This window comes from Paracoccus sp. R12_2 (assembly GCF_017744015.1).
Taxonomy (GTDB): Bacteria; Pseudomonadota; Alphaproteobacteria; order Rhodobacterales; family Rhodobacteraceae; genus Paracoccus.
Genome location: NZ_JAGHRA010000011.1, coordinates 70625 through 90996, shown reverse-complemented (window position 1 = coordinate 90996; position 20372 = coordinate 70625). Strand labels below are relative to the sequence as shown.

Below are 20372 nucleotides of genomic sequence, written 5' to 3'. Positions count from 1 at the left end.
CGATCCGTGGATCCCGCGCCCGATGGCCTAGCGGCGATTGCGCCCCGGAACAAGAGCGCCTAACAGTCTTGCGCGATGGCCGGACCGACCGAGGCAGGGTCCGGCAAGGACAGGAAGGAAGAAAAGACCGATGCAGGACGATCAAGCCTATGGCGTCGCCGCCGACGAATTGCGCCAGTTCATCGAACAGTTCGAGCAGCTGGAGGCCGAAAAAAAGGATGTCGCCGAGCGCCAGAAGGAAATCATGGCCGAGGCGAAGGCGCGCGGCTATGACACCAAGGTGATGAAGAAGATTGTGGCGCTGCGCAAGCGCGACCGCGACGACGTGGCCGAGGAAGAGGCCATCCTAGAGATGTACAAGACCGCGCTTGGAATGGGATGATCCGATGCCGCCGGTCTCCGCGCCGGCGGCAAGGACCGCCGGGGCAGGGGCCTATGGCAGCACAAACTCGACGCCCGGCAGGACTGCGATCTCTGCGACATCGGCGTGATAGTCGCGGGTGATCTGGTCCACCAGGTCCTGGGTCCAGCCGGGCAGGTTGATTTCTTCGTCCATCGCGTCGGGCGGCAATTTTTCCTGCAGGACCGCGGTCTGGATCTGGCGGCGCTGCGTGATCGACAGTTGGTCCCGACCGCCAAGTTCGGCGTTCAGCCGCGCCATCCCTGCTTCGCCAAGCAGTTCCTGCATATACAGAAGCGCGCCTGACAGCGGCGCTTCGGGTGGGATGTCACCGATCAGGCGCACAAGTTCGGGCCAGATCAGCGGCACGTCCTCGTGACACCAGATCACCACCCGTCGTCCCTGCGCGGATCTGACCAGCCGCTGGATCGTGTCGCGCCAGCGCAGGTTGCGCGGGTCGGCCCCTTGCATCATCGCCGCGTAACCGCCGCTGTTCAGATGCGTCAGTTTCGACAGCAGGACGGCCGGGTTGCGGATCGCGACAAAGAATTCCGCATGCGCATCCGCGAACAGCCCGGCCAGCGCCGCCGCACGGGATCCGATCTGTGGATACAGCCCTTCGCGCGCAACGGCGCGGGCGGGCGTCCCCAGCAATGTCGGCGATGACATCACGACTCGCTGCGGTGCCTCGGTCTCCAGCATCGCATCCAGCATGATCTGCTGCATCTCGGGCGTGGCCGCAGCGCCGTTCAAGGCCATCATCGCCTCTTCCAGCAGGCCGCGGTGGCGGGCGGGCGAAACGACCTCGGTCTCGTTCCGCAGCAGCCAGTCGCGATTGTTCAGCAGCGTCTTCAGCAGCCGGTCCCCGTCCGTGCCGTGCACGCCAAGGTGGAATACCATCTGCATGCGCGCCGTCCCGTCATTCGTCATGTTCTGTCCCGTTGGTGTCGCGCGCGCAGACTAGCCAGCATTCGTGGACAGTCAAACCGCTTTGCAGTATCGCCAAAGATATGAGCGACCCTGCCCCTGCACTCCAGCGCCCCGACCGGCGACGCAAACACGATCATGCGCTTCGGCAGGGCGGCGGGCGCGGCTGGTCGGTCGCCGCCGTCGTGATCGCGGCGCTGGTGCTGATGCCGGTTGCCGCGGTGGCATGGATGGCGCTGACCCCGGCCGAGAATATCTGGCCGCATCTGCTGGCGACGGTGATGCCGCGTTACATGCTGAACACGGTGATCCTGACGGCGGGGACCGGCGCGCTGGCGGCAGCGATGGGGGCCGGATCGGCATGGCTGGTCGGCATGTATGAATTTCGGGGGCGCCGCGCGCTGGAATGGCTTTTGCTGCTGCCGCTGGCGGTTCCGGCCTATATCGGTGCCTATGCGCTGGCCGATTTCCTGGACTACAGCGGACCGGTGCAGACCGCGCTGCGCGGCTGGTTCGGCTGGACCAGCGCCCGCGATTACTGGTTTCCGCATATCCGATCGATAGAGGCGGCGATCCTGGTCCTTGCCGCCGCGCTGTATCCCTATGTGTATCTGCTGACGCGGGCCGCGCTGCAGGAACAATCGGGCAGCGCCTACGAGGTCGCACGGGCGCTGGGAACCGGGCCGTGGGGGCTGTTCCGGCGCGTCGGTCTGCCGCTGGCACGCCCGGCCATCGTCGCCGGATCGGCCATCGCAATGATGGAGGCCGTCGCGGATTACGGGGTGGTCAGCTATTTCGGCGTGCAGACCCTGAACACCGGGATCTTCACAACCTGGCTCGAGCGGCGCAATGCGGGCGGTGCGGCCCAGATCGCGTGCGTCATCCTGATCGTCGTGATCGTGCTTGCATTGTGGGAACGGTTCGGGCGCAGAAACGCGCGCTATCACCAAAGCGCCCGCCAGCCCAGGCCGATCATCCGGCAGCGTCTGACCGGCTTTGCCGCAGTCGCTGCGGGGCTGGCCTGCGCGTTGCCCTTCGCGCTGGGTTTCGTTCTGCCGGTCGGGGTGATCCTCAGCTATGCGCTGGCCTATCCCCAGGGGTGGGTGACGCCGGGCCTGGGGCTGGCGGCGTGGCACACGATCAGCCTTGGCGGGACGGCATCGATCCTGACGGTATTCCTGGCCCTGGTCATGGTTTATGGCGTGAGGCTGTCGGGCCGCGCCTTGCCGCGGCTGCTGCTGCCCGTCACGACGGTGGGATATGCGGCACCTGGCGCCGTGCTGGCGGTCGGGATCCTGATCCCGCTGGCGGCGCTGGATCATCGCGTCGCCGATGGCTGGCTGGCGCTGACCGGAACCGATCCCGGCCTGATCCTGACCGGCAGCGGCACCGCGATCGTCTTTGCCTATCTGGTGCGCTTTTTCGCGATCGCGCAGGGCGCGGTGGACGGTGCCTTTACCCGCGTGCCGCCGTCGCTGCCGATGGCTGCACGGTCGCTGGGGCGCGACAATTCCGCGGTGCTGCGCGACGTGTTCCTGCCGTTGATGAAGGGATCGGTCGGGTCGGCCTTGCTGCTGGTCTTCGTCGACTGCTGCAAGGAACTGCCCGCGACGCTGCTTTTGCGACCCTTCAATTACGAAACCCTGGCAACCCGGGTCCATGAAAAGGCCAGCCTTGAAGATCTTGGCAACGCGGCACCGGCCGCGCTGCTGGTGATGGGGGTCGGAATTCTTGCGGTCGTCCTGCTGGCACGTGCCAAGCTTGGGTTGCGTAAGCCCGCCGGTCGCGGTATCGCAATCGGGCAGGCGGGCTAGCCCCGTCATTGCCGGTTTAGCTCAGCAGGTAGAGCAGCTGATTTGTAATCAGAAGGTCGCGGGTTCGATTCCTGCAACCGGCACCATAAAATCAACGGCTTAGATGATTTCTCCTTCGCGTCATCATATTCTGTTACACTGTCGTTTTCCACGTTCACGCTCTGTTTTCAGTCCGCTCCATGGCCGCGCGGGACAGTTTTTTCCGACTCGCCCGCTTGCGATATTGCGCCACGATTTGCGGGCTTTGGTTGGTGATCGCCTGAATCTGGGCGTCTGTGCCTCCCGCCAGATCAGGTCCACGGATACCTAGTGGCCCTGGCGCCGTGCCCTTGTCGTGCCGCAAAATCGATCGAGACGTCCAAGCTGCGCGAGAGGCCGGCTTACGCGTCGGGTCGGCTTATGGCTTGGGGGGCGATGGCTGGCCGGGTATCGGTCATGTCATCGACTACATCGGCGCACAGGCGAACAGAGGGACGCCTAGCCTTGCAGCTGAGCGGAACGGTATCAGGGCAGGTCCAATCTCGGCCTGTTGCGCCTTGGATGGCCGCCGTGCAGTGCTTTCTCATCGCGGTTCCCCAAGCTTGGAACAATTCTCCGTGCCACGTGTTGGGCCTTCAGTTCGCGGGTGCGATTTCGTCCGTTTTTCGCGGCCACCTCGCATCCGCAAGGAAGCGGAGAGGGAATGCCCCATCTGGATCTATCGCGCCGGAAGTTTCTGGCAGCCGCAGCCGCACTTGGTATTGCCGCGGCGGTGCGGCCCCTGAGGCAGGCGCAAGCCGCGATGATGGAGACGACCGTAGGCAAGGACCGCGGCTGGTTCGCGGGCGGCAAGCTGCGTTACCGCCGCGACGGCATGGCGAAGGTGACCGGCAGCAAGGTATTCTCGATTGACGTACGGGCGCGCGACATCGAAGGCTGGCCCGATAGTCAGTCGCACGCCCTCACCTTTCACCTCCCGCGCACGGACCGCATCTTTCGGGGGCTGGACCTGTCGCTGCTGCGGCCGGATCTTGAACCGGACGTTCTGATCGACGCCGAACGGCTTCAGCAGGACGGGGTCGCGATGCCGCAATCCGATTTCTACGGCGACTTCTTCCTTGCCCCCGGTGCCGTCCCGCCGATGCTGGGCCAGCCCGTCGCGATTGGCATCTGGCACGATTATGAACGTTATCGAGCCGCCCGCAAGAAGCTGCAATTCGTCGACGGTATTTTCCTCTGGGGCGAGGCGGCCGGCTCGTCCGCGCGCGCGCCATATGGCGCGGCCCGCTATGTCCGGATCGGCGGAGACGACCCGCGCGGCGCTGATCGCTTTTCGCCGATGAAGGATCTCGTCGTCTGGCCGCAGACCGACGACAGAGGCGTGCATTGGCCCGGCCCCGACGATGCGGACTTCGGCGAGGCGATGCGTCATTCCGCCGATCTGCGCGCGTCGATGGACGATCCCCCGGAAGGCTGGCGGGTCTTTGCCCGCAACTATCGCAGCCAGTCAGTCGACCCCGCCGCGATGGAGACGGAAAACGGCCTCGGGTGGTATCAGCCAGAACAGGGCCGATTGAATGTCGTCGGCGCAACGCAATCGCCCTATACCGTCGCCCATCACCTCCTTGAGATGATGTCCGCCAGCCGTCTGGCGTTCAGCCAGCTTGAATTCGTCACCGGCTATACCGTTGGCTACGGTCAGAAGGAACATCAGTCCTTCCCATATTACGTCGCGATCGCGGCGCTCTATGCCGAAGGCCGGCCCGTGCGCGTGGTGCTGGACCGTTGGAAACATTTCCAGTTCGCGCTGAAGCGGCACCCGTTCGACATTAGGACCGCTTTCGCAGTCGATGCGGAAGGGCGGTTCCAGATCATGACCTGCGACATGACCGGTGACGGCGGCGGGGTGAAGAATTTCAGCCCCTCAGTGGGCACGGTTGCCGTGACGGCGGCGCAGTCGATCTATTACCTGCCAAGCAGCGATCTGTCGGTGCAGATGCTTCCGTCGGTAAACGTCACCGCAGGGTCGATGCGGGGCTATGGCACGCTGCAATCCATGGCCACGACTGAGATGCTGGTCGATGAAATCGCGTCGGAAATGCAGATCGACGCCATCGAGCTGCGGCTGCGCAATGTCATCCGTTCCGGCATGAAGAACACCCAGGGGGCGGTGCCTTCGGGCCATTTGAGGGCGGCCGAAATGCTGGAACTTGCGGCCGGGGACCCGATGTGGACCGGCCGGCACGAACGCAAGGCCGCGTTCGAGGCCGAAAATCCCGGTATGGTCCACGGCACCGGTTTCGCCGCCGTTCAGAAGGATTTCGGCACCGGCGCCGAAGCTGCCGTCGTGCAGCTTGAGGTAACGCGCGAAGGTCGGTTGAAGATGCGCCATGTCGCGTCCGAGATTGGCTGCGGCTCGACCACCTCGCAATTGCTGGTGGTGCAGTCACATCTGGGCAGGCCCGCCGACGAGGTGGAATTCTCGGTCCAGGACTGGCCGCAAATGCCGCTGCACACTGAGGACGAGCCCTACACGACCACGCAAGAGGACGAGGACCGGTTTGCGCAGGATCCGCGTTGGGTGCCGCGCTTCACCTCGCCGCGCTCGGCGTCGAATTCGGCCTACTACTTCACACATGCCTCGCAGCAGGCCGCGCGGCTTCTGCTGCGGCTGACGCTGTGGCCGGCGGCGCGGTCGATCTGGTCGGGCGGCGAGTCGGGCGGCCAGATGTTGCCGGAACCCGTCGAATTCGAGGATCTGGCATGGCGCGACGGCATGCTGACCGCGCGTTCGATGCAGCCCTTGTCGCTGGAACGCCTGGCCGCCCACGCCCATGCGCGCGGCATGATCACCGGCGTCTGCGTGCATACTTTCAACCGATGGGCATGGGCCGAGGCTGATTTCGAGATCGGGGGCGATCGGTTCCGGGCCGCCATCGATGCGCTGTCGGTCAAGTGGGGCGAGGCGGCGGACGACGCGACAAAGGCCCGGATGACCGATGGCGGCTATGCGTTCCAGCCACGGGTGCAGGTTCATTACCCGCCCGTCCAGCGCAACAACGCCGGCACGGTCTATTACGCCCCCTGCGCGACCCTGATCGAACTGGCGGTCGAGACCGGGTCGGGCAAGGTGCATGTGCTGTCACACAAGACATGGCTGGAATGCGGCACCCAGATCGTTCCGGAACTGGTGTCCGGCCAGTTGCAGGGTGGGGTCGCCATGGGTATCGGCCACGCGCTTTACGAGGAGCTGCCGCTTGGCCCCGAGGGACCGGGCAACGGCACATGGAACTTCAGCCGTTATCACCTGCCGCGTGCCTCCGAGGTGGCGGTATGGTCGCAGACCGGCCATGTGCTGCCACCACTGAACGACGCCGATCCGCCCAAGGGCATGGCCGAAGTGGTCATGATCCCCGTCGCCGGCGCATGCGCCAACGCCATCGCGCACGCCACCGGCCACCGCTTCCGCGAATTCCCGATCAGCGCGGCGCGCATTCAGGAGGTGCTGTGATGGCTGGCCGGATCAATTTTACTGCCTCCATCAACGGCCAGCAGGTCGGGCCGCTGGATCTGCCCGAAGACCTGATGATGGTCGAACTTTTGCAGGAATACCTGAATCTGACCGGCACAAGGCTGTCCTGTGGTCAGGGCGTCTGCAGTGCCTGCGCCATTATCGTGGACGACCCCGAGGGCGGCAGTCGGACCGTGCCGGCCTGCATCACCGGTGTCGCCTGGTTGAACGGCAAGACCGTCCGCACGATCGAGGGGATCGCAGGGCGCGACGAACAGGGTGATCCCGTGCCCTCGCCCGTCCAGCAGGCGTTTCTGGACCATTTCTCATTCCAGTGCAGCTATTGCACGCCGGGCTTCGTGAATGCCGCGACCGTGCTGGTCGAGCGACTGGAGCGCGCGCCGATCCCGGTCGAGGATGTCGAGGACGCCATCCTGAAGGCGCTGGACCCCCATATCTGCCGCTGCACCGGCTATGTCCGCTATTACCAAGCGGTGCGTGACGTGATCCTGAGCACCCCTGGCCTGACCATCGGCACGGTCGCGGCGGCGGAGCGTCCGGCATGATCCGGCTGCTGAGGATACTGGGGCTGCTGGTGCTGATCGCGGTCGTCGCCGTGGGTGTGCTGTTCTGGATCGGCCGTGACCGCGGTGCCACCCCGGCCGCAAGCGTGGATCTAGCCAATCTCGGCCCCGACCAGCGTCAGCAGATGCTGGAACGCGGCCGGTGGGTCGCCCGCGCCGCGGATTGCGCTGCCTGTCACACCGATCCGGATGGCGGCTCGGATCTGGCCGGCGGCCTGCCGATGGTGACGCCGATGGGCTCGGTTTACGGCACCAACATCACGCCCTCGACCGAACATGGCATCGGCGACTACAGCGCCGACGACCTTTACCGGGCGGTCGCGCAGGGCGTCGCACCGGACGGGCGCAACCTGTATCCGGCGATGCCCTATCCCAGCTATCACCGGATCACCCGCGCGGATTCCGACGCGCTGTGGCTGTGGTTGATGCAGCAGCGCCCGGTGGACAAGCCGAACCGCCCCGACGATCTGATGTTTCCGTTCAACATCCGGCCCGCAATCGCGGTCTGGAACGCGCTGTTCCGCCCCGAGGCCGAACCGTTCGATCCACAGGGCCTTGAAAATCCGCAGGGCGAATATCTCGTCGATGTGTTGGGCCATTGCGGCGAATGCCACACGCCCCGCAATCTGGCCTATGCGCTGACCGACGATCACCTTGCCGGTGAGGTGATCGAGGGCGCCTATGCCCCCGATCTGCGCCCCGACGCGCTGGCGCGGCGCGGCTGGTCCGGAGAAGATCTGGTTGCATTCCTGCATCGTGGGTTGTCCCCCCAGGGTGTCATGACGTTTCGCATGTTCCCGGTCCTGTCGCATTCGACCAGCCACCTGTCCGAGGACGACCTGTCTGCGATCGCCGACTACCTTGCCGACGGCACGCAACTGCCCGGCCCGCAACAGCGGCCGCCGGGTGGCGCGACTGCGATGGACGGGCATGCGCTGTATCTGGGGTTGTGCGCCGGTTGTCACGGCGACAATGGTCAGGGCCAGCCGCATTCGTCAGTGCCGCTGGATACCAATACCACCGCGATGTATCGCGACCCGCTCAACCTGATCCGCATCATCGCCGAGGGCATTCCCGAACGCGATCTCGCACAGGGAGAGCGTATGCAGGCGATGCCCGCCTTTGGCGGAATGCTGTCCGATCAGCAGATGGCTGAATTGGTCAATTATCTACGCGAAAGGTGGGGCGGGCGGCCCGGCGACGTGACCACCGGCGCCGTCACCTCGGTGCTTGAAAGAAATGAGAGCCACTAGGATCGCTGCGCTGCGAGGCGAAAATCCACCCCCCGATGAAACCGGGCTGGCGCCGCGATGTTGGGTAACCGAAAGGGACCGCGTATGGGATCGGGACCTGCCGAAACTGAAACAAGTCTTGGGTCGGTCGCGGATCGGCTGCTGGAAGTGGCCGGCAGGACCGATGACATCTCGGTGGACATGCTGATCCGCGCATTGGGCGAGCGCAGTCACTATACGCTGCTTCTTGTCATCGCGGCGCTGGCTGCCACGCCGCTGTCCGGTATTCCGGGCGTCTCCGTTGTCTGCGGATTGCTGATCACGATCATCGCCGGGGAAAGGATTGTCAGCGGCGACAGGATCAGGTTTCCCTCCTGGGCGAAATGGCAGAACCTTCCTGCCGGGAAGGCCCGCGACACACTGAAGAAGATCCGTCCCGCGATCGAGTGGGTGGACCGCCACACACATCGCAGGCTTGGTTGGTTGATGGCCTCGCCGATGAATCGGCTGCCGCTGCTGGTCTGCCTTGTCGGCGGGCTGGTGCTGCCGTTTCTGGAACTTGTCCCCTTCACCTCATCGATCATCGCGTCGCGCGACGGAGTGTTCGTGTCGCTGTCGCTGATCCCCTTCGCAGCGCTGGTCTGGTTCGTGACGAGGGCGATGTGAGGGCCGCCCTGCCTTTCGCCGCCCTTGCCTTTCTGGCGGGATGCGACGGCCGGCAATCTGTGCTGTCCCCGGCCGGACGCGACGCCGAAGTTCTTGCGACGCTGTTCTGGTGGATGCTGGGCGGCGCGGTGGTGCTGTGGCTGATGGTCAACGGGCTGATGCTCTATGCCTCGCGGCTGCGACCGCGTCGGCATCCAAAGCATCTGGCGGAATGGATCATCTTCGGCGGCGGCGTGGCGTTTCCGACAATCGTGCTGGCCGGGCTGCTGACCTATGCCCTGGTCCAGATGCCGCAACAGCGCGCGCCGGGGCAGGGGCTGACCCTGCGCGTGACCGGCGAAAGCTGGTGGTGGCGGGTCGAATACTGGCCTGACGGCGCCACGGAACCGGTCGTCGCGGCGAACGAGGTGCGGCTGCCCGCCGGATCGCGCAGCGAAATCGCGCTGGCGGCGAACGGGGTGATCCATTCCTTCTGGATCCCCGCGCTTGGCGGCAAGACCGACATGATCCCCGGACGCGACACCCGCATGTCGCTGGAACCCGTGGCGTCCGGCGAATATCGCGGCCAGTGCGCGGAGTTCTGCGGCGCAAGCCACGCACAGATGGCGATGGCCGCCGTGGTGATGGAGCCGGAGAATTTTCAGGCATGGTTGCAGCAGCAGGCCGAACCCGCCGCAGAACCGGCCACCGATGAGGCCCGGCGCGGGCGCGGGGTGTTTCTGGCCGAAGGCTGCGGCGGCTGCCATACCGTGCGCGGGACGCCCGCGCGCGGGCGGGTCGGCCCTGACCTGACCCATCTGGCCAGCCGTGTGACACTTGCCGCCGGTGTCCTGCCGATGGAACGTCAGGCCCTGCGGGACTGGATCCGCGATCCCGACGCCATAAAGCCCGGCGCCCGCATGCCCGGTTACGACCATCTCTCCGACGCCGATCTTCGGGCGCTCGCGGTCTATCTGGAGGGGTTGGAATGACCGCTGATAGCCGTCTCGACGCCCCGCCGCTATCCACCGCCGATCTGGACGATCGGCAGCCCGGAGGCGTGTGGCCGCCGACCCCGGCGATGCTGGCCGAACCGACGGACCCGCACCTCGCCGCCGCGCAGGCCGAGCGCCTGAACGCCGCCTGGGCGTTGCCCCGCGGCTGGCGATATATCACGGCCGTAAACAACGCCGAGGTCGGCAAGTGGTATGCGCTGGCCGCCTTCGGCTTCATGCTGGCCGCTGGGGTGCTTGCGCTTCTGATCCGGGTGCAGCTGGCGGTGCCCGACAACGATTTCCTGTCCGCCGACCGTTTCAACCAATTCTTCACCATGCACGGCTCGGCGATGATGTTTCTGTTCGCGGTGCCGATGTTCGAGGCGATCTCGATCCTGCTGCTGCCCGCTTTTCTGGGCACGCGCGACATGCCGTTTCCGCGCCTGTCGGCCTATGGTTTCTGGTGCTTCCTGATCGGCGGTTTCTTCGTTCTGGGATCGCTGCTGTTCGATGCAGCGCCCAGTTCCGGCTGGTTCATGTATCCGCCGCTGGCCATCGAGGCCGAAGGTGTCGGATCGGACATCTGGCTTCTGGGCCTGTCCTTCATCGAGGTCGCCTCGATTGCCGCCGCCGTGGAACTGATCGTCGGCGTCATCAAGTGCCGCCCGCCCGGCATGCGGATCAACCTGATGCCGCTTTACGCCTGGTATGTGCTGGTCGTGGGCGGCATGATCCTGTTCGCCTTCCCACCGCTGATCGCAGGCGATTTCCTGTTCGAATTGCAGCGGTCGATGGACTGGCCGTTCTTCGACCCGGAACGCGGCGGCGATCCGCTGCTGTGGCAGCACTTGTTCTGGATCTTCGGCCATCCCGAGGTCTATATCATCTTTCTACCCTCCATCGCGATCGCGGCGATGGTGGTGCCGACCGCGGCCGGCCGACCGATTGTCGGCTATTCCTGGATCGTGCTGTCGGCGGTTGGGACCGGCTTTCTCAGCTTCGGGCTGTGGGTCCATCACATGTTCACCACCGGCCTGCCGTCGCTGTCGCTAGGGTTCTTCTCGGCGGCATCGCAGGCCGTCGTGATCCCGACCGGGGTGCAGATCTTCGCCTTCATCGCCACGCTGATGGTCGGCCGCGTGCGTGTGATCCTGCCGACGCTGTGGATCGCGGGCGCCGTCGCTGTCTTCACCGCGGGCGGGCTGACCGGGGTTATGGTCGCGCTGGCGCCCTTTGACTGGCAGGTCCATGACACCTATTTCATCGTCGCACATCTGCACTACACGCTGTTCGGCGGCATGATCTTTCCGGTGATCGGCGGGATCTATTACTTCTACCCGTTCATCACCAAGAAGAAGATGTCCGAACGGCTGGGGCGCTGGTCGTTCTGGCTGACCTTCGCGGGCTTCAACATCTGCTTCCTGCCGATGCACCTGACCGGGCTGCTGGGGATGCCGCGCCGGGTCTGGACCTATCCCGGCGATCTGGGCTGGGACTGGCTGAACCTGATCTCGACCGTCGGCGCCTTCGTTCTCGCCTCGGGCATTCTGATCTTCGCCTGGGACCTGATCCGCCCCAAGCGTCACCAGCCTCTGACCGAGCGGAATCCGTGGAACGCCGGTACGTTGGAATGGGCCCACGAAGTTCCCGGACAGGCCTGGAGCCCGCGTTCGATCCCCTATATCACCTCGCGCTATCCGTTGTGGGATCAGGACCGGATTGTGCAGCGGATGGATGCGGGGCGCTTCTACCTGCCCGACGCCCCTGAAGGCCACCGCGAGACTATCGTGACCTCGGCGGTGGACGCGATTCCGCAGGTCGCAGCGCGCGTCACCGGGCCGGCGTGGTGCACGCTGGTCGCTGCCGCATTCACCGGCGGTGCGTTCATCCTGCCGACATTCAAGATGTATGTCCCCGCCGTCCTGTGCGGGATATTTGCCATCGCTTCGGTGATCTGGTGGCTGTGGACCGCGACCGCCCGCATCCCCGAACGCGAGATGAGAGATGTGGGGCTGAGCCTGCGCCTGCCGACCTACGTCTCGGGTTCGAAGGCGCCGGGCTGGTGGGCGGTGTTCGTCACCATGCTGGGCGACGCGACCGCCTTCGCCAGTCTCGTCTTCGGGGTATTCTTCTACTGGACCGCGCGGCCCGATTTCCCGCCGCCCGGCATGCCGCACGCTGATCCAGGCCTGACCGCAGCTGCCGCCGCCCTGCTGGCAGCCACATGGGGTGCCACGCGCATCGCCCGGTCCGTTCACCGCGCCGGGCGGGTGAGAGCAGCGCGCGCGCTGCTGGCCGCCGCCCCGCTGATGTCACTGGCAGGCGCTGCTGCGCTGGTCGGCGCGGTATGGCTGCCGGGGCTGGAGCCGTCCAGCCACGTCTATCCGGCGATGATGTGGGCGCTGGTCATCTGGACCACGGCGCATGTCCTGTGCGGCACCATCATGCTGGCCTACTGCCTTGCGCGCAGCCTGGCGGGCCGGATGCTGCCGCGCTTCGACGCCGATCTGTGGAACACCACGCTGTTCTGGCATTTCCTCGGCGTCACCTGCGTCGTCACCGCCGCGATGATCGGCCTTGTTCCGAGGGTGATGTAATGCATTGGCCACACCGATACAGCAGCCTGTGGCACATGATCGCGGCGCCGATCGTCTGGGCGATCCATTTCTGCACCGTTTATGGCTGGACGGCGGCGGTCTGCGCCCGCGCCGACGCCCCCGGCGCCGCCCGATTCGGCACCGGCCTTGCGACCCTCGTCGCCCTGGCCGCGATTGCATGGCTGGGCTGGCACGCCTGGCTGCAATGGGATTATCGGCCGCACGACCCCCGCCTGCACGATGTTCCCACGACCGAGGCGCGGCGCGAGTTCCTGGGCCACGCGGCCTGGCTGTTGGCAGGGGTCTCGGCAATCGGGGTGATCTTCGTCGCGCTCCCTGCAATCTTCATCGAAAGCTGCCTGTGATGCGGCCGGTCTTTGCGATGCCCGCGCTTTTTTGCCTCGCCGCGATCTGGCTGCCCGACTGGCCCAGGCTGGTGGGTGCGTTTCCCGGCCATATGCTGCGCCACATGGGGCTGGTGGCCATCGCGGCGCCGCTGATCGTGCTGGGATGGCCCGCGACGACGCGCCATGCCCTGCCCGTGATCCTCGCCGCCGCATTCGAGGCGGTGGTGGTCTGGGGTGCGCATCTGCCGCAATTGCATGCCGCCGCCCGGCTGGGAACCGCGCCCTTCGTTCTGGAACAGGGGCTGTTCCTGCTGGCAGGCGTCGCGGTCTGGGCCGGGGCATTGCAACCGCAGGCGCCACTGGCGGGCGCGGGCGGGCTGCTGCTGGCCTCGATGCACATGACGCTGCTGGGAACCATCATCATCCTTGCCCCTTCCGACATCTATGCCGCCCTGTGCGGGGTTGCACCCGATCTGAGCGGGCAGCAGATGGGCGGCATGGTGATGCTGGCGATCGGCACGCCCATCTATCTTGCCGGCGGGCTGGCCCTGACCGCGCAGGCGTTGAGAGCAGGTGCGGCATGAAACATGCGCGCCATCCGATCCGCCGGCTTCACTGGCCCAGCATCGCGATCGCCATCGCCGCGCTGGCCGTCGCAGGGCTGTTCGCCGCCGTCGCGGTGGTAGGTCTTGGCCTCTACAACGTCTCGGCACGGGTAGGGCACCTTCCCGGGATCAGTTGGGTTCTGCACAGCACCTTCCGCCATTCGGTCGCCCTTCGCGCCGATGCCAGACCGCCCGCGACGCTGGACGATCCCGGCATGATTGCGCTTGGCGCGGGTCATTACGAACAAGCCTGCGCGATGTGCCACGGGCGGCCCGGCGAGGGCCGGACCGCTACCGGTCGCGCGATGGTCCCGGTTCCACCGCATATCCAGCAGGCCGCGCCGCGTTGGTCGGCCGCTGAACTGCACTGGCTGATCCGCGAGGGCGTGAAGATGAGCGGTATGCCCCACTGGCCCGCGACGCGGCAGGACGATATCTGGCCGGTCGTGGCCTTCCTGCGGCAGGTCGCCGACATGGATGCCGACGCCTATGCCGATCTGACCGGCGGCGAGAGCCGCGGCGGTTGCCGCATGTGCCACGGCGAGAGCGGCGTTTCGACCAATCCGCAGGTGCCGCGGCTGGATATCCTGAGCCCGGATTACATCGCCGCCAGCCTAAGCGCCTATCGTGACGGCGACCGCGACAGCGGCATCATGGCCGAGGCGGCATCCCGGCTGGACGACGACGCCATCGCGCGGCTGGCCAGGTCGTTCGGCGACCCGGGCCCAACCGTCGGCGCCCGTCCATCGGGTCCGCTGGTTGATCGGGGCCGCAAGCTAGCCTCGGAATCCCCCCGTGCACGGGTGTCTTCCTGCCAAGCCTGCCATGGCCCTTGGCCCGAGCCGCTGAATCGCGGCTTCCCGTCGGTCTCGGGCCAGCACGAATCCTATCTGACCGCTCAGTTGCGGTTGTGGCGCGACGGTCGGCGCGGGGGCGGGGAGATGGCCGAACTGATGCATCACGCGGCGCGCGATCTGGCTGATGGGGATATCGCAGCACTGGCAGCCTACTACGCCGCGCGCCTGCCCGTACCGATCAACCCTGCACAAAAATCAGTGCCTCAGTAGTCTGCGCCAAATCTGCAGTTTTCAGTCTGCTCCCCGCGCATTTCTTGGGGCTGCGTCTGGGCTGGAGGTGTCCGCCAAAGGATCGTCGTTAAGCTGGCGCCTTCATCGCTTGATCCAGTTCATCGATGACGGGCCGGCTGATCGTCTGCGGTTTCGGGCGGGTCACGCTGTTCCAAAGCCGATCCAGCGCCTCCTCCACCGAGAAGGCCGAGGCTTTTCGGATGCCGGGCAGTTCGTCCCACCCGATGGGCATGGCGACTGGTGCGCCCGGCCTCGCCCGGATCGAGAACGGCGCTATCGCGGTCGAGCCGCGTTCGTTCCGAAGCCAGTCGATGAAGATGCGGCCCTCGCGACGGGATTTGGACATGCTGGCGGTAAACCGCTTCGGCTCGCGCTGCGTCATCAGCGTGGCGATGCCGCGGCAAAACAGCTTGGCAGTGTCCCAGCCAATGGTGCGACGCAGCGGAACGACCAGGTGGATCCCCTTGCCGCCGGATAGCATCGCCCAGCATTCAAGACCCAGATCGCCGAGTGTGTCGCGCAGGTCGATGGCCGCGGTTTTCACCTTGGCGAAGCCGAGCCCCTCATCCGGATCCAGATCGAAGACCAGCCGATCAGGCCGGTCCAGCCGGTCGCGCCGTGCGCCCCAGATGTGCAACTCGACCGTGCCCATCTGAACCGCGGCGACAAGCCCCGCGGCGTCGGTGACATAGGCATAGGGTTCGGCATCGCCGTCCTTTTCGGTGATCTCGACGGTCTTCAGCGCCTTGGGAAATCCCTTGCCAGGGTGTTTCTGAAAGAACCGTTCGCCCTCCATCCCCTCGGGCAGGCGCAGCAGGGACAGAGGCCGGTCGGCGGCCTCGCTCAGCATCGCGGGTGCGATCTTTTCGTAGTATCGGGCAAGATCGGCCTTGGTCAGGCGGGGCTTGTCGAAGATGATGCGGTCCGGGCTGCTGACCGCGATCCCGGCGACGGTTTCGTGATCCTTCATGGAAACCTCTCGTTCGATGCGGACCTCAGGGGCGGGCTTGTCCTCGCGCAGGCCCAGATAGGTGGCGTGGCGCAGGCGGCCTTGTGCGGTCAGTTCCGCGTAATCGACCTCGGCCACAAGCTGCGGCGTGACCCAGGTGACGCCGGAAACCTCGGATTTCGGTGCGGCAACCGGGGCGCTCCGGCGCGTCAGCGGGCGCAGCAGGGCGGCCAGTTCGGTCATGGTATCTTCGTCGAAACCCGTCCCGACCTTGCCAACATAGCGCAGGTTGCCGGCTTCGCGCGCGGCCAGTGCAAGCGAAGCGAACGGCCGTCCCGCCGCGTCACTTTTCATCCAGCCGACGATGACGAATTCCGCCCGTCTGCGGCATTTGATCTTCAGCCAATCGGTGGCGCGCCTGCCGCGATAGGGACTGTCGCGCCGTTTTGCGATCAGCCCTTCGCCATGGTTCGCGCAGACCATCGCGAAGACGTCCCGCGGATCGCCTTCGATGACCGGCGACAGGTCTAGCGCGCCCATCCGTGGCACGGTCCTGAACAGAGACTCCAATCTCGTTCGGCGCTTGGTCAGGGGCTGCTTGCGCAGATCCTGACCGTTCAGGGATAGCAGATCGAAGGCGACATAGCCAAAGGGTCCGCCAGCCTTGATCGCATCCTGCAACGCGCTGAAGCCTTGCAGTCCCGCGCCTGCCACTATCTCTCCGTCGATCAGGGCGCTGTCGCAATCCAGATCGGCGAAGCCAGGCAGAAGCGAGGCGAAACGGTCACTCCAGTCATGGCCGTTGCGTGTGAAGGCCAAGGGTCCACCCTTGCCAAGCGCGATCAGCGCACGATAGCCGTCCAGCTTCAATTCGTGCCAGTGGGTTCCGGGATCGGCCAGGTCGTCTGTCAGCGTCGCCAGTTCCGGCGCGACATGGCGCGGCAGCTTGCCCGAGCGTTGGGGATGGATCGGCGCCGCCTCCTTGGCGATCTCGGCGAAGCTACGCCCGGTCGCGACGCTGCGCTTGTACCGCCTGACCGGATCGCGCTGACCGGCCGCATCGTCATCGGCCTTGATCAGCAACCAGTTCTGCCGTTTGTCATCGCCCTGCCTGCGGCCTTTCATCAGGATCAGGTTCCAGTCGCCGGTCATGCGGCGCCCGTGCAGACGGAAATGCAGATGGCCCTTTTTCAGGCCTCGCGGAATCGGGTCCAGCGGTTGCCACCAACCGATATCCCACAACATGACCGTGCCCGCGCCGTAATTGCCTTTCGGGATCAGCCCCTCGAAGCCCAGATACGACAGGGGATGATCCTCGGTTCTGACGGCAAGCCGCTTTTCGGATGGATCAAAGGACGGGCCGCGTGTGATCGCCCAGCTCAGCAGCACGCCTTGCCATTCCAGGCGCAGATCCCAGTGCTGGCGGGTCGCGCGATGGTTCTGGATCGAATAGCGCAACCCGATGGCAGAGGCGGTGCCGGTCTCGGACGGTTCGGGCGTGTCGTCGAAGTTGCGCTTGTCGAGATATGTGCCCAGATCCGGCATCAGGCGGATTTCGACTTGGTCTTGGACGATGACCGTTTCTTGTCCCCGCCATCCTTCTTCAGGCTTTCCTTCAGCGCGGACATCAGATCAACGACGTTCTCGCCCGAGGGCCGTTCTTCGTGATCCCCGACCTTGGCCCGGGGTGTCTTGCGGTTCTTGCGCTTTTTCGCGATCAGGTCGCGCAGGGCGGAATTATAGTGATCCTCGAACGCTTTTGCGTCGAAGGGCCCGGACTTGCGCTGGATCAGCTGCTTGGCGACATCCAGCAGTTCCTTGTCGGATTTCGCGTCCTCGATGCCCGCGAACATCGGCTCGGCCTCGCGAATTTCATCCTCGTATCGGAGGGTTTCAAGCAGTAACCCGTCGCCGCAGGGACGTATCGCACAGAGATATTCCTTGCCGCGCATGGTCAGTTGCCCCAGACCGGTCTTCTTCTCGGATCGCAGAGCGTCGCGCACGACGCGATAGGCATCCTCGGCCAGTTCGTCGTTAGGGACGACGTAATAGGGCTTGTCGAAATAGAGCGGCGCGATCTCGGACTGATCGACGAATTGCACCAGTTCCAAGGTTTTCTTTGTCTCTAGCCGGATCGCCTCGATCTCGTCCGGCTCGAGCAGAAGATATTCGCCGTCGCCGGTCTCATAGCCTTTCAGGATCTCGTCGCTCTTGACCGGGCCGACGCCGGGAACGGTCTTTTCATAGCGGACGGGCTTGCCCGAAGGTTGATGGATCTGTCGGAAAGAGATCCGAGCGCCACTTTTGGTGGCGGAATGCAGTTCGACAGGGATCGAGACCAGAGACAGACGTAGCTGACCCTTCCAGACCGCGCGAGATGCCATGGCAACCTCCTTGTGAAGCCGTAACTCCCCGAACGCGGGTTTGGTTCAGCACGGACGGGGCAGGGCGATTCCCTCGGGGGCTTTTGAGCCGCGTAAAGTCGCACCCAAGACGGTCGGGCGTTGCCTCCTTACACGCCGAAGGGATCAGGCAGGCGCTTTGCCAGTTTGTCCGGCGTCATCGGAAAGCTGTGCAACCGAACGCCACAGGCGTTGTAGATGGCACTTGCGACCGCGCCGGCTGCACCGCAGATACCCAGCTCTCCGACCCCCTTCGCCTGCAACGGGCTGGCGGCGGCATCACGTTCCTCAAGCAGGATCACCTCGATGGCAGGCACGTCCCGATGCACCGGCACGTGGTATTCGGCCAGATCATGCGTCATCAGACGACCGGTGCGGTGGTCGAACTCCATTGCTTCGGTCAGCGCGCTGCCGATACCCCAGACCATGCCGCCCAGGCATTGTGACCGCGCCGTCTTGGCGTTCAGCACCCGGCCGAAGCCGAAGGCGCCGGTCATGCGGCGGACGCGCGTCTCGCCGGTGAAGGCGTTCACCGCCGCCTCGCAGAAGAAGGCGCCATAGCTGGCCTGACTGTAATCCTTCATGGTCTTTCCGGGTTCGATGCGGCCTGTCTCGACCAGATCCCTGTCCAAAAGATCGGTAACGGGGCGGCCGTTCGCCAGCCCGTCCTTCAGCCGCAGGTCGTCCGCATCGACACCCAGCTTGTGGGCAAGGTTCGCGCGGATCGCCTCGCAGGCGTGGAACACGGCCGATCCGGTCGAGGTCGCGCCCCAACTGCCTCCCGAGCCGGATCCGGCTGGCAGGTCGCTGTCGCCAAGCGCCACATCTGTCCGGTCTATGGGCACCCCCAGCATCTCGGCCGCGATCTGGCCCAGAATGGCATAGCTGCCGGTGCCCAGATCGGTCTGGTCGCTTTCGACCAGAACCCGGCCATCGGCACGCAGGGTCACCCGCGCCTCGGCCTTGGACAAGATGTTCACGCGCGCAGCCGAGGCGACGCCCATGCCGATCCACCATTCCCCCTCGCGGCGCTGGCAGGGGTGCGGGTGGCGCTGCTCCCAGCCGAATGATCTCGCGCCCGTATCAAGCGCCTCGGACAGCATGCGCGAGGAATAGGGCAGTCCCTCGCCCGGTAGTTCTGCGGGCAGGTTGCGCTTTCGGAACTCGACCGGATCGATGCCTGCGGCTTCTGCCATTTCGTCCATGGCGGCCTCCAGCACCTGCATGCCCACCGCCTCGCCCGGCGCGCGGACCGAGCCTGCGGTGGTCAGGTGAACCCGCCCGACCGCCAGCGCCAGTCTGCGGTTCTGTCCCGCATACAGGAACTTGGTCGCTTGCGTCACCGGTTCGGCGAAACCCTCGTCGGGCAGGTTGGTAACCCACGCCTCGTGGCCGATGCCGGTGAGCCGTCCTTCCTGGTCGCAGGCAAGTCGCAGGCGCTGGCGGGTCTCGGACCGGCGCGTGATCGTCTCGAAGACCTGTTGGCGGGTCAGGGTGACACGGACCGGCCGGCCAAGGTCGCGCGCAGCCAGTGCCGCCGAAGCCGCGTCATGGCTGATCCCCAGTTTAGAACCGAAGCCGCCGCCGATATAGGGCGACAGGATGCGGACATTCTTTTCGGCCACGTCCACTGAGTCAGCAAGTTCCTTGACGTTGTATTTCAGCATCTGGAAACTGCCGTACAGCGTCAGGTTGCTGCCATCCCAGTCCGCAATCGAGGCATGGGGTTCCATCGCCGCGCTGTTATGGGCTGCGGTCGTAAAGGTCCGGTCGATGCTGAAGGCGGCCTCGTTCATGGCCCGGTCCAGATCGCCCAGTTCATCGGGCTCTTCACTCGTCTCGTATTCGACCTCCGCCGGATCGAAGTCAGCGTCCGTGGTCACGTCATAATCCACCCGCAGAGCCTTGGCGGCGGCCGTCGCCTGTTCGAAGCTTTCCGCCACGACCAGCGCAACAGGCTGGCCATAGTAATCCACGGTCGCGACATCCTGTATCGGGGCCTCGCCCGCGGTGCCCTGTGCGTTGCGGCGCAGCATTGCCTGATCAGCATAGATCGCCAGCACACCGGGCATGGCCAGAACCTCGTCACGGTGGATCCTGACGACCCTGCCGCAGCCGATGGTCGCACCGACAAGCACGCCTTCGGCGCAGCCACGCAAGTCATGCTCGGCCGCATAGGTGGCTTGGCCGCAAACCTTCAGCGCTCCCTCGGGTCGAGCCAGCGGTTGGCCGATCACGCCTTGCGCGGTCTGGTCCAGCAGGTTGCGCTGGTCGGGTGTGTCATAGCTGTCGGACAT

The 20372-nt window shown here is 65.4% G+C and carries 15 protein-coding genes and 1 tRNA gene; 12 read left to right on the top strand and 4 right to left on the bottom strand.

Annotated elements, in window-relative coordinates; translation table 11 throughout:
* The first annotated feature begins 130 nt into the window (after positions 1–130).
* Positions 131–382: a DUF2312 domain-containing protein gene (locus J7359_RS13720; RefSeq protein WP_209057392.1), complete on the top strand. Its 252-nt coding sequence runs from the start codon at positions 131–133 to the stop codon at positions 380–382.
* A 51-nt stretch (positions 383–433) separates the two neighbouring features.
* Here the strand turns inward: J7359_RS13720 and J7359_RS13715 are convergent, their stop codons facing one another.
* Positions 434–1330, bottom strand: coding sequence for a hypothetical protein (locus J7359_RS13715; protein WP_247740392.1), 897 nt, complete (start codon positions 1328–1330; stop codon positions 434–436).
* Between the two features lie 203 nt (positions 1331–1533).
* On the opposite strand from J7359_RS13715, the gene J7359_RS13710 reads away from it, so the two are divergent.
* The 11 genes from J7359_RS13710 (at position 1534) to J7359_RS13660 (ending at position 14703) form a co-directional block, all read left to right on the top strand.
* Positions 1534–3141: an iron ABC transporter permease gene (locus tag J7359_RS13710; RefSeq protein ID WP_247740403.1), complete on the top strand. Its 1608-nt coding sequence runs from the start codon at positions 1534–1536 to the stop codon at positions 3139–3141.
* 10 nt (positions 3142–3151) lie between these two features.
* Positions 3152–3227: transfer RNA gene (locus tag J7359_RS13705), tRNA-Thr, on the top strand.
* Between the two features lie 596 nt (positions 3228–3823).
* On the top strand, positions 3824–6631 hold the full coding sequence (locus J7359_RS13700) for a molybdopterin cofactor-binding domain-containing protein (protein ID WP_209057390.1): 2808 nt from the start codon (positions 3824–3826) through the stop codon (positions 6629–6631).
* Positions 6631–7197, top strand: coding sequence for a (2Fe-2S)-binding protein (locus tag J7359_RS13695; RefSeq protein WP_209057389.1), 567 nt, complete (start codon positions 6631–6633; stop codon positions 7195–7197). Before J7359_RS13700 ends, J7359_RS13695 begins: the two co-directional genes overlap by 1 nt.
* Positions 7194–8468, top strand: a complete 1275-nt coding sequence (locus J7359_RS13690) for a cytochrome c (RefSeq protein WP_209057388.1) — start codon at positions 7194–7196, stop codon at positions 8466–8468. The genes J7359_RS13695 and J7359_RS13690 overlap by 4 nt, the downstream gene beginning before the upstream one ends.
* Before the next feature lie 84 nt (positions 8469–8552).
* The gene (locus J7359_RS13685; protein WP_209057386.1) at positions 8553–9113 is read left to right on the top strand and encodes an exopolysaccharide biosynthesis protein; all 561 of its coding nucleotides are present in this window, start codon (positions 8553–8555) and stop codon (positions 9111–9113) included.
* Positions 9110–10084, top strand: coding sequence for a c-type cytochrome (locus J7359_RS13680; protein WP_348524388.1), 975 nt, complete (start codon positions 9110–9112; stop codon positions 10082–10084). Before J7359_RS13685 ends, J7359_RS13680 begins: the two co-directional genes overlap by 4 nt.
* Before the next feature lie 89 nt (positions 10085–10173).
* On the top strand, positions 10174–12684 hold the full coding sequence (gene ctaD, locus J7359_RS13675) for a cytochrome c oxidase subunit I (protein ID WP_247740401.1): 2511 nt from the start codon (positions 10174–10176) through the stop codon (positions 12682–12684).
* Positions 12684–13049, top strand: coding sequence for a hypothetical protein (locus J7359_RS13670; RefSeq protein WP_209057382.1), 366 nt, complete (start codon positions 12684–12686; stop codon positions 13047–13049). Before ctaD ends, J7359_RS13670 begins: the two co-directional genes overlap by 1 nt.
* A gap of 17 nt (positions 13050–13066) precedes the next feature.
* Positions 13067–13615, top strand: coding sequence for a cytochrome c oxidase assembly protein (locus J7359_RS13665; RefSeq protein WP_247740391.1), 549 nt, complete (start codon positions 13067–13069; stop codon positions 13613–13615).
* Positions 13612–14703 carry a c-type cytochrome gene (locus tag J7359_RS13660; RefSeq protein ID WP_209057378.1) on the top strand — a complete coding sequence of 364 codons (1092 nt, stop codon included), beginning with the start codon at positions 13612–13614 and terminating at the stop codon, positions 14701–14703. The genes J7359_RS13665 and J7359_RS13660 overlap by 4 nt, the downstream gene beginning before the upstream one ends.
* 88 nt (positions 14704–14791) lie before the next feature.
* Here the strand turns inward: J7359_RS13660 and ligD are convergent, their stop codons facing one another.
* From ligD to J7359_RS13645, 3 genes are all read right to left on the bottom strand, one after another.
* Positions 14792–17218 (bottom strand): DNA ligase D, encoded by a 2427-nt coding sequence (gene ligD / locus J7359_RS13655; protein ID WP_209057376.1) that lies wholly within the window; start codon positions 17216–17218, stop codon positions 14792–14794.
* Complete coding sequence (locus tag J7359_RS13650) at positions 17218–18057, bottom strand: Ku protein (RefSeq protein ID WP_209057374.1); 840 nt, start codon at positions 18055–18057, stop codon at positions 17218–17220. Before J7359_RS13650 ends, ligD begins: the two co-directional genes overlap by 1 nt.
* A 128-nt stretch (positions 18058–18185) precedes the next feature.
* Positions 18186–20372, bottom strand: coding sequence for a xanthine dehydrogenase family protein molybdopterin-binding subunit (locus J7359_RS13645; RefSeq protein WP_209057372.1), 2187 nt, complete (start codon positions 20370–20372; stop codon positions 18186–18188).

Coding starts and splice junctions, on each gene's coding strand:
- J7359_RS13690 (WP_209057388.1), top strand. CDS start 7,194: ATGATCCGGCTGCTGAGGATACTGGGGCTGCTGGTGCTGATCGCGGTC.
- J7359_RS13710 (WP_247740403.1), top strand. CDS start 1,534: ATGCCGGTTGCCGCGGTGGCATGGATGGCGCTGACCCCGGCCGAGAAT.
- J7359_RS13645 (WP_209057372.1), bottom strand. CDS start 20,372: ATGTCCGACAGCTATGACACACCCGACCAGCGCAACCTGCTGGACCAG.
- ligD (WP_209057376.1), bottom strand. CDS start 17,218: ATGCCGGATCTGGGCACATATCTCGACAAGCGCAACTTCGACGACACG.
- J7359_RS13720 (WP_209057392.1), top strand. CDS start 131: ATGCAGGACGATCAAGCCTATGGCGTCGCCGCCGACGAATTGCGCCAG.
- J7359_RS13650 (WP_209057374.1), bottom strand. CDS start 18,057: ATGGCATCTCGCGCGGTCTGGAAGGGTCAGCTACGTCTGTCTCTGGTC.
- J7359_RS13715 (WP_247740392.1), bottom strand. CDS start 1,330: ATGACGAATGACGGGACGGCGCGCATGCAGATGGTATTCCACCTTGGC.
- ctaD (WP_247740401.1), top strand. CDS start 10,174: ATGCTGGCCGAACCGACGGACCCGCACCTCGCCGCCGCGCAGGCCGAG.
- J7359_RS13670 (WP_209057382.1), top strand. CDS start 12,684: ATGCATTGGCCACACCGATACAGCAGCCTGTGGCACATGATCGCGGCG.
- J7359_RS13665 (WP_247740391.1), top strand. CDS start 13,067: ATGCCCGCGCTTTTTTGCCTCGCCGCGATCTGGCTGCCCGACTGGCCC.
- J7359_RS13700 (WP_209057390.1), top strand. CDS start 3,824: ATGCCCCATCTGGATCTATCGCGCCGGAAGTTTCTGGCAGCCGCAGCC.
- J7359_RS13695 (WP_209057389.1), top strand. CDS start 6,631: ATGGCTGGCCGGATCAATTTTACTGCCTCCATCAACGGCCAGCAGGTC.
- J7359_RS13685 (WP_209057386.1), top strand. CDS start 8,553: ATGGGATCGGGACCTGCCGAAACTGAAACAAGTCTTGGGTCGGTCGCG.
- J7359_RS13660 (WP_209057378.1), top strand. CDS start 13,612: ATGAAACATGCGCGCCATCCGATCCGCCGGCTTCACTGGCCCAGCATC.